The organism is Prevotella amnii CRIS 21A-A, from assembly GCF_000177355.1.
In the GTDB taxonomy this organism is placed as follows: domain Bacteria; phylum Bacteroidota; class Bacteroidia; order Bacteroidales; family Bacteroidaceae; genus Prevotella; species Prevotella amnii.
In genome coordinates this window covers 33,840-40,216 of the sequence record NZ_ADFQ01000066.1, presented here as the reverse complement: position 1 = coordinate 40,216, position 6,377 = coordinate 33,840, and the positions used below count along the sequence as shown (strand labels likewise).

Genomic DNA, 6,377 nt, shown 5'->3' with positions numbered 1-6,377 from the left:
GAAATATTATAACAAACAAAATAATAGAAATAAAAAAAAATAGTGGCGAAAAATATTAACATCAAAAATATCAATATAATTAATATGCGCCACTATTTAGCTGAACTGTAAGTCTTCACAGATTTTACTGTTCTAATGAAATTATTTAGAGAGTTTCTTTTAATTTAAAATTTTGACATCTTTATAGCTACGACAGCACATTCATCGCCTTTGTTTCCTAATGCACCTCCACTACGATCTATTGCTTGTTGTAAATTATCTGTTGTCAATAGTCCAAATACTACAGGAATATTTTGTGTAGCATTGAGATATGAAATACCTTGCGTAACGCCTTCACAGATGTAATCAAAATGAGGAGTTTCTCCACGAATTACGCTACCTAATATAATAACGGCATCAAAACCATCGTTTTTAGTCATTTGTTGTGCACCATAAACAAGCTCAAAACTTCCAGGTACAGTTTTTACATGTATGTTTTCAGGTAGGCATCCATGTTTTTCTAAAGTTTTTACAGTGCCTTCCAACAATGCACTTGTTATTTCATTATTCCATTCAGAAACGACTATACCAAAACACATGTTACTTGCATCTGGAACTGATGCTATATCATAATCAGATAAATGATGTAATGCTGTTGCCATGATGAAATTTAATTAGATGCACGTTCTATATACTTATCAATGTCTTGATAAATAGGAGAATTAACATATTTCTTTTTAATTTCTTTATATATGTCTGTAGCTTCTTCTTTTTTACCTTCACTTTCAAGAATAATGCCAGCTTTACGCAATGCTAATGGGGCTATGCTATTGTTCGTATTTTCTTCAGCTTGATCATCTGCCATTTTTGCAGCCTTTTTAAAGCTATCTATAGCCTTATCGTTTTGGTTATTGTTAGCATATATATCACCTAAAGCCATCTGTGAAGCAGGACTAATTATTTGATCATTAGAAGTATTAAAATTTTCTGCATATTTTGCAGCACTTGCCCAATTAGGTTTTGCACTATGTGCGTAACATAAAGCTATGTATAGATTAGAAAGATTGCCAGCTTTAGTACTGCTATAATCAGACTGAATCTTTAAGAAACCTTTTAAAGCTTGATCGTATTGTTGAGCATTGAAAAGGGTTTGACATTTAGCTAGCTCTGTACTTGCTTCTATTTCTTGAGGCTCAGACACAAAGTTTCTGTATAGAACAAAACCTACAATGATTACTACTACAGCTACTATTGGTATTATAATTTGTTTTTTGTACCTTATAAATGTAGCTTTAGAGTTGTTTAGAGTATTTTCATTAGTACTCTTTCCTTTTTGATTTGCCATTTTATATTTAATTCTTTATTGTTTTTACAATATAATGGGTGTGTAATAATTAGCGCAAAATTACTTATTTTCCCTCAATTAATAAAATATATATATATTTTTTTTCTGTGTTGCCACAAAAACGGCTACCTTTGCATATATTATATTATTATGCGTTTAGATAAGCTTTCTATAATTAATTACAAGAATATTCAAACAGCAACTTTAGAGTTGTCGCCTAAGTTGAATTGTTTTATTGGTCATAACGGTGAAGGAAAAACTAATTTGCTAGATGCAATTTACTATTTATCTTTCTGTAAAAGTGCTTTTAATCCAAAGGATTCTGAAGTGATACAACATGGAACTAATTTTTTTGTAATAGAAGGTAATTATACTAATGAGCATGGAGATAAAGAGCAGGTTTATTGTGGAATGAAAAGAGGGCAAAAAAAACACTTTAAACGTAATAAAAAAGAGTATAAACGATTGTCTCAACACATTGGATTAGTACCACTTGTTTTTATTTCACCTGCAGATTCTTCTTTAATAGAAGGTGGAAGTGAAGAACGTAGGAAGTTAATGGATGTGGTTATTTCTCAATATGATGCAGCATATATAGAAGCTCTAACACGTTATAATAAAGCTTTACAGCAGCGTAATAGTTTGCTTAAGCAAGAAGAAGGACTTGATGAAACTTTATTAGAACTTTTAGAAATGCAAATGGCAGAATATGGAGAATATGTATTTAAGAAACGCACAGTTTTTGTAGAAGAGTTACAACCTATATTTCAAAATATTTATAAATGTATTTCTAATGACCATGAAAAGGTTTCTTTAACTTATATGTCGCATGGTCAGCGTGGTAATTTGCTTGACATTATTAGGAATAGTAGAGATAAAGATAAAATAATGGGATATTCACTTCATGGAGTACATAAGGACGATTTAGTAATGTTATTAGGCGATTATCCCATCAAACGTTATGGAAGTCAGGGGCAAAATAAGACTTATGTTTTATCATTAAAGTTAGCTCAGTTTGATTTTCTTTGTCGCACAGCATTACACAATACCCCTTTATTATTACTTGATGATATTTTTGATAAATTAGATTCTAATCGTGTGAAGCAAATAATTAATTTAGTTTCAGGTGATGATTTCGGCCAGATCTTTATTACAGATACTAATCGTGAACATTTGGATAAGATCTTACATGGTGGAGATTTTAAGTATAAGTTATTTTCAGTAGAGAGTGGAGATGTGATATTCAAAGAAATATAAAAAGTATGTTTAGACGAAAGGTAGAGACTTTAGACGAAGTATTGAATCTTTTATTGCGTAATGAAGGATTAGAAACCCCACTTTTACAACGACGTTTAATAAATGCTTGGGAAGTAGTAACAGGTGATATAGTGGCTAAATATACTAGAGAAAAATTTATCAAAAATCAGACTTTATTTGTTAAGATTATTAATCCATCTTTAAAAGCTGATTTATCCATGATGAAAACAGATATTGTCAAAAAGCTTAATGCATATGTTGGTGCAATGATAATTGTTGATATAAAATTTTGTTAGATATAATAAAACTAATTTCTATTATCTTTTTATATTGATAAGGTTTATAGTAGGGAATTTAGTAAAATTCCCTATTATTGATTTCTTATACATCAAACAATATTATTTAGTTCTTTTTCCATTTCTTGTTGCATTTGAAAGGCCTTTTCTCCTGCTATTTTAGCATAATTTTCTGTACTATCAGCATAGATAATGCCACGTGACGAATTTACTAATAAGCCACAGTCTTTAGTCATACCATATTTACATACTTCTGCAAGATCTCCTCCTTGTGCTCCTATACCTGGAACAAGTAAGAAATGGTTAGGTACAATTTTTCGGATATCTTTGAATATTTTACCTTGTGTAGCCCCTACAACATACATTATATTTTCGTTGCTGCCCCATTGTTGTGTCTTTTTTAGTACTTTTTCAAATAGACGTTCATGATCTTGATTTTCAAAGAATTGAAAATCAAGACTGCCTTTATTTGAAGTAAGAGCCAAAATAATAGTCCATTTTTCTTTATATTTCAGGAAAGGTTTTATAGAATCTTCACCCATATATGGTGCTATAGTAAGTGAATCTACATCATATTCTTTGAAAAATGTACGTGCGTACATTTCTGAAGTGTTACCAATATCTCCACGTTTAGCATCAGCTATTATAAAATGGTGTGGATATGATGTTTTTAAGTATTTTACAGTTTTTTCGAAAGCAAGCATTCCCTTTATTCCTAAACTTTCATAAAAAGCTAAATTAGGTTTGTATGCTACACAATAAGGCGAAGTAGCATCTATGATAGCTTTATTGAAAGTAAAAATAGGATCTTCCTCATTTTTAAGGTAAGAAGGTATCTTTATAATATCAGTATCGAGTCCAACGCATAAGAAAGTTTTCTTTTCAAATATCTGAGTTATTAGCTGTTCTCTATTCATGTGTATAAAAGTTTAAATATTTTGATAATTTATATTTATTATAAATCTGCTTCTTTCATTTTTTCTGCATTTTCTGCTACAGTGAGGGCATCTATCATTTCTTGTATATTACCATTCATAAAGCCAGGTAGGTCATGAGAGGTAAAGCCTATGCGATGATCTGTTACACGTCCTTGTGGATAATTATATGTACGTATTTTAGCCGAGCGATCACCAGTAGAAACCAAACTTTTACGACGGTTTGCTATATCATTTATATATTTTTGATGTTCACGATCATATATGAAGGTGCGTAATCTTGAAAGTGCACGCTCTTTGTTTTTAGGTTGATCACGTGTTTCTGTACATTCTATTAATATTTCCTCTATTTCCCCCGTGTTAGGGTTTTTCCAAGGATAACGCAAACGTACACCTGATTCTACCTTATTTACATTTTGACCGCCTGCACCACTAGAACGAAATGTATCCCATTTTATATCTCCTTCGTTAATATTTACTTCAAACTTATCTGCTTCTGGCAAGACTGCTACTGTTGCAGCAGATGTTTGCATACGTCCTTGTGTATCAGTAGAGGGGACACGTTGTACTCTATGTACCCCTGATTCATATTTTAATATACCATAGACTCCTTCTCCAGATATAGCAAAATCTATTTCTTTAAAACCTCCTACAGCTCCCTCATTAATATCGGTTACTGATAAAGTCCAACCTTTCTTATCACAAAAACGCTTATACATGTTAAATATGTCGCCAGCAAAAAGAGCAGCTTCGTCTCCACCTGTACCAGCACGTACTTCCATTTGTACGTTTTTAGCATCTTCAGAATCTTTTGGTACAAGCAATAGTTTTATTTCTTCCTCTAACTTTGGCTGTAATATTTCATTATCACTTAGCTCTTCACGAGCCATTTCTTTCATGTCTGGGTCATTTTCATTAGCAAGTATATCTTTGGCTTCTTTGATGGTAGTTAAGCATGCTATATAACGTTTGCGAGCTTCCATAATATCTCCCAAATCTTTATATTCACGTGTAAGTTTTACATATCGTGCTTGATCATTTATAACATTAGGGTCTGTAATTAGTGTAGATACTTCTTCAAACCTTGCTTCTAAGCCATCGAGTTTATTTAATATGTTATTATTGTCTATCATATATTTTGTTATTGTCTTTTATTATTATTCGTTCTCTGCTGCAATAGGAATATTTTTTGTGTGCAGTAGTATCTTATTTACTTGTCTGAGGTTGGGAAACCTATAAAAATGCTGATTAAAGCCTCTTTAGAGGAATTAAAATGTATCTTATATGCTGTTAAAGTAGCTTATAATGACTGTTATGAATTTCTTTAAAATCTACTAAGTTTTTTTAATAGCATCTTTTATAGTCATATTTATTTCTTTTAATATTCAAACTCTCCAAACTCAGACTTTATAACAAGACTCTTTTGTCCCTCTTCTATATGTCCTACTATTTGCGCATCAATATTGAATGATTTGCTTATAGAAATAATATTTTCAGCTATTTCAGGGGTAACATATATCTCCATTCTGTGTCCCATGTTAAAGACTTGATACATTTCTTTCCATTCTGTACCACTACTTTCTTTTATAGCTTTGAAGAGGGGAGGAATAGGGAACATATTGTCTTTTATTATCTTGCAATTATCATTTACAAAATGGAGTACCTTTGTCTGAGCACCACCTGTACAATGTACCATTCCATGAATCTCACTACGATATTTGTCTAAGATTTGCTTTACTACAGGAGCATAAGTTCTTGTAGGAGAGAGTACTAACATACCAGCGTCAAGAGGGCTGTTTTCTACAGGATCTAATAATTTATATTTCCCACTATACACTAATTCCTTTGGTACTGAATGATCATAACTCTCAGGATAATGTTTTGCAAGATATTTATTAAACATATCATGTCGCGCACTTGTTAACCCATTACTACCCATACCTCCGTTATATTCTTCTTCATACGTAGCTTTACCTGTAGAGCTAAGTCCTATTATAACATCTCCTGGACATATATTTGCATTATCTATTACATCAGAGCGTTTCATTCGGCAAGTAACAGTGGAGTCTACTATAATAGTACGCACTAAATCGCCAACATCAGCCGTTTCACCTCCTGTTGGATATATGCCAATACCCATTTTACGCATATTTGCTAAAAGCTCGTCAGTACCTTTTATTATAGCAGCAATAACTTCACCAGGAACAATCATCTTGTTACGTCCTATAGTGGATGATACGAGAATATTATTCACAGCACCCACACATAATAAGTCATCGGTATTCATCACAATGGCATCTTGAGCTATACCTTTCCATACGTTTATATTACCTGTCTCCTTCCAATACATGTAAGCTAAAGCCGATTTAGTTCCAGCTCCATCGGCATGCATGATGTTACAATACTCTGGATCACCCCCTAATATATCTGGAATAATTTTACAAAAGGCCTGTGGGTATAAACCTTTATCTATATTCTTTATAGCATTGTGTACATCTTCTTTTGTGGCACTTACACCACGCATCATATAACGATTGCTCATATGTTTTATTTGTGTTAATGATC

7 protein-coding genes are annotated in these 6,377 nt (G+C 32.1%); 2 read left to right on the top strand and 5 right to left on the bottom strand.

All coding sequences use genetic code 11. The annotated features are described in order from the left end of the window. Positions 1 to 164: 164 nt before the first annotated feature. A complete protein-coding gene (gene ribH / locus HMPREF9018_RS06245) occupies positions 165 to 641 on the bottom strand; it encodes a 6,7-dimethyl-8-ribityllumazine synthase (protein ID WP_008449459.1) in 477 nt (158 codons plus the stop codon). An 8-nt stretch (positions 642 to 649) separates the two neighbouring features. Continuing rightward, on the bottom strand, positions 650 to 1,324 hold the full coding sequence (locus HMPREF9018_RS06240) for a tetratricopeptide repeat protein (RefSeq protein ID WP_008449447.1): 675 nt from the start codon (positions 1,322 to 1,324) through the stop codon (positions 650 to 652). A gap of 150 nt (positions 1,325 to 1,474) precedes the next feature. Here HMPREF9018_RS06240 and recF point away from each other — a divergent pair, with 150 nt between their 5' ends. Next, positions 1,475 to 2,581: a DNA replication/repair protein RecF gene (recF, locus tag HMPREF9018_RS06235; RefSeq protein ID WP_008449430.1), complete on the top strand. Its 1,107-nt coding sequence runs from the start codon at positions 1,475 to 1,477 to the stop codon at positions 2,579 to 2,581. Between the two features lie 5 nt (positions 2,582 to 2,586). Next, a complete protein-coding gene (locus HMPREF9018_RS06230; RefSeq protein ID WP_008449468.1) occupies positions 2,587 to 2,877 on the top strand; it encodes a DciA family protein in 291 nt (96 codons plus the stop codon). Between the two features lie 92 nt (positions 2,878 to 2,969). On the opposite strand, the gene pyrF is transcribed toward HMPREF9018_RS06230, so the two are convergent. From pyrF to HMPREF9018_RS06215, 3 genes are all read right to left on the bottom strand, one after another. Further along, positions 2,970 to 3,794 carry an orotidine-5'-phosphate decarboxylase gene (pyrF, locus tag HMPREF9018_RS06225; RefSeq protein WP_008449405.1) on the bottom strand — a complete coding sequence of 275 codons (825 nt, stop codon included), beginning with the start codon at positions 3,792 to 3,794 and terminating at the stop codon, positions 2,970 to 2,972. A 38-nt stretch (positions 3,795 to 3,832) separates the two neighbouring features. Then, positions 3,833 to 4,945 (bottom strand): peptide chain release factor 1, encoded by a 1,113-nt coding sequence (prfA, locus tag HMPREF9018_RS06220; RefSeq protein WP_008449425.1) that lies wholly within the window; start codon positions 4,943 to 4,945, stop codon positions 3,833 to 3,835. A gap of 245 nt (positions 4,946 to 5,190) precedes the next feature. Beyond that, on the bottom strand, positions 5,191 to 6,354 hold the full coding sequence (locus tag HMPREF9018_RS06215; protein WP_008449413.1) for an AIR synthase related protein: 1,164 nt from the start codon (positions 6,352 to 6,354) through the stop codon (positions 5,191 to 5,193). Between the last annotated feature and the right edge of the window lie 23 nt (positions 6,355 to 6,377).

Excerpts from the sequence above, each read along its gene's own strand:
- ribH (WP_008449459.1), bottom strand. The coding sequence starts at position 641 with ATGGCAACAGCATTACATCATTTATCTGATTATGATATAGCATCAGTT.
- HMPREF9018_RS06240 (WP_008449447.1), bottom strand. The coding sequence starts at position 1,324 with ATGGCAAATCAAAAAGGAAAGAGTACTAATGAAAATACTCTAAACAAC.
- recF (WP_008449430.1), top strand. The coding sequence starts at position 1,475 with ATGCGTTTAGATAAGCTTTCTATAATTAATTACAAGAATATTCAAACA.
- HMPREF9018_RS06230 (WP_008449468.1), top strand. The coding sequence starts at position 2,587 with ATGTTTAGACGAAAGGTAGAGACTTTAGACGAAGTATTGAATCTTTTA.
- pyrF (WP_008449405.1), bottom strand. The coding sequence starts at position 3,794 with ATGAATAGAGAACAGCTAATAACTCAGATATTTGAAAAGAAAACTTTC.
- prfA (WP_008449425.1), bottom strand. The coding sequence starts at position 4,945 with ATGATAGACAATAATAACATATTAAATAAACTCGATGGCTTAGAAGCA.
- HMPREF9018_RS06215 (WP_008449413.1), bottom strand. The coding sequence starts at position 6,354 with ATGAGCAATCGTTATATGATGCGTGGTGTAAGTGCCACAAAAGAAGAT.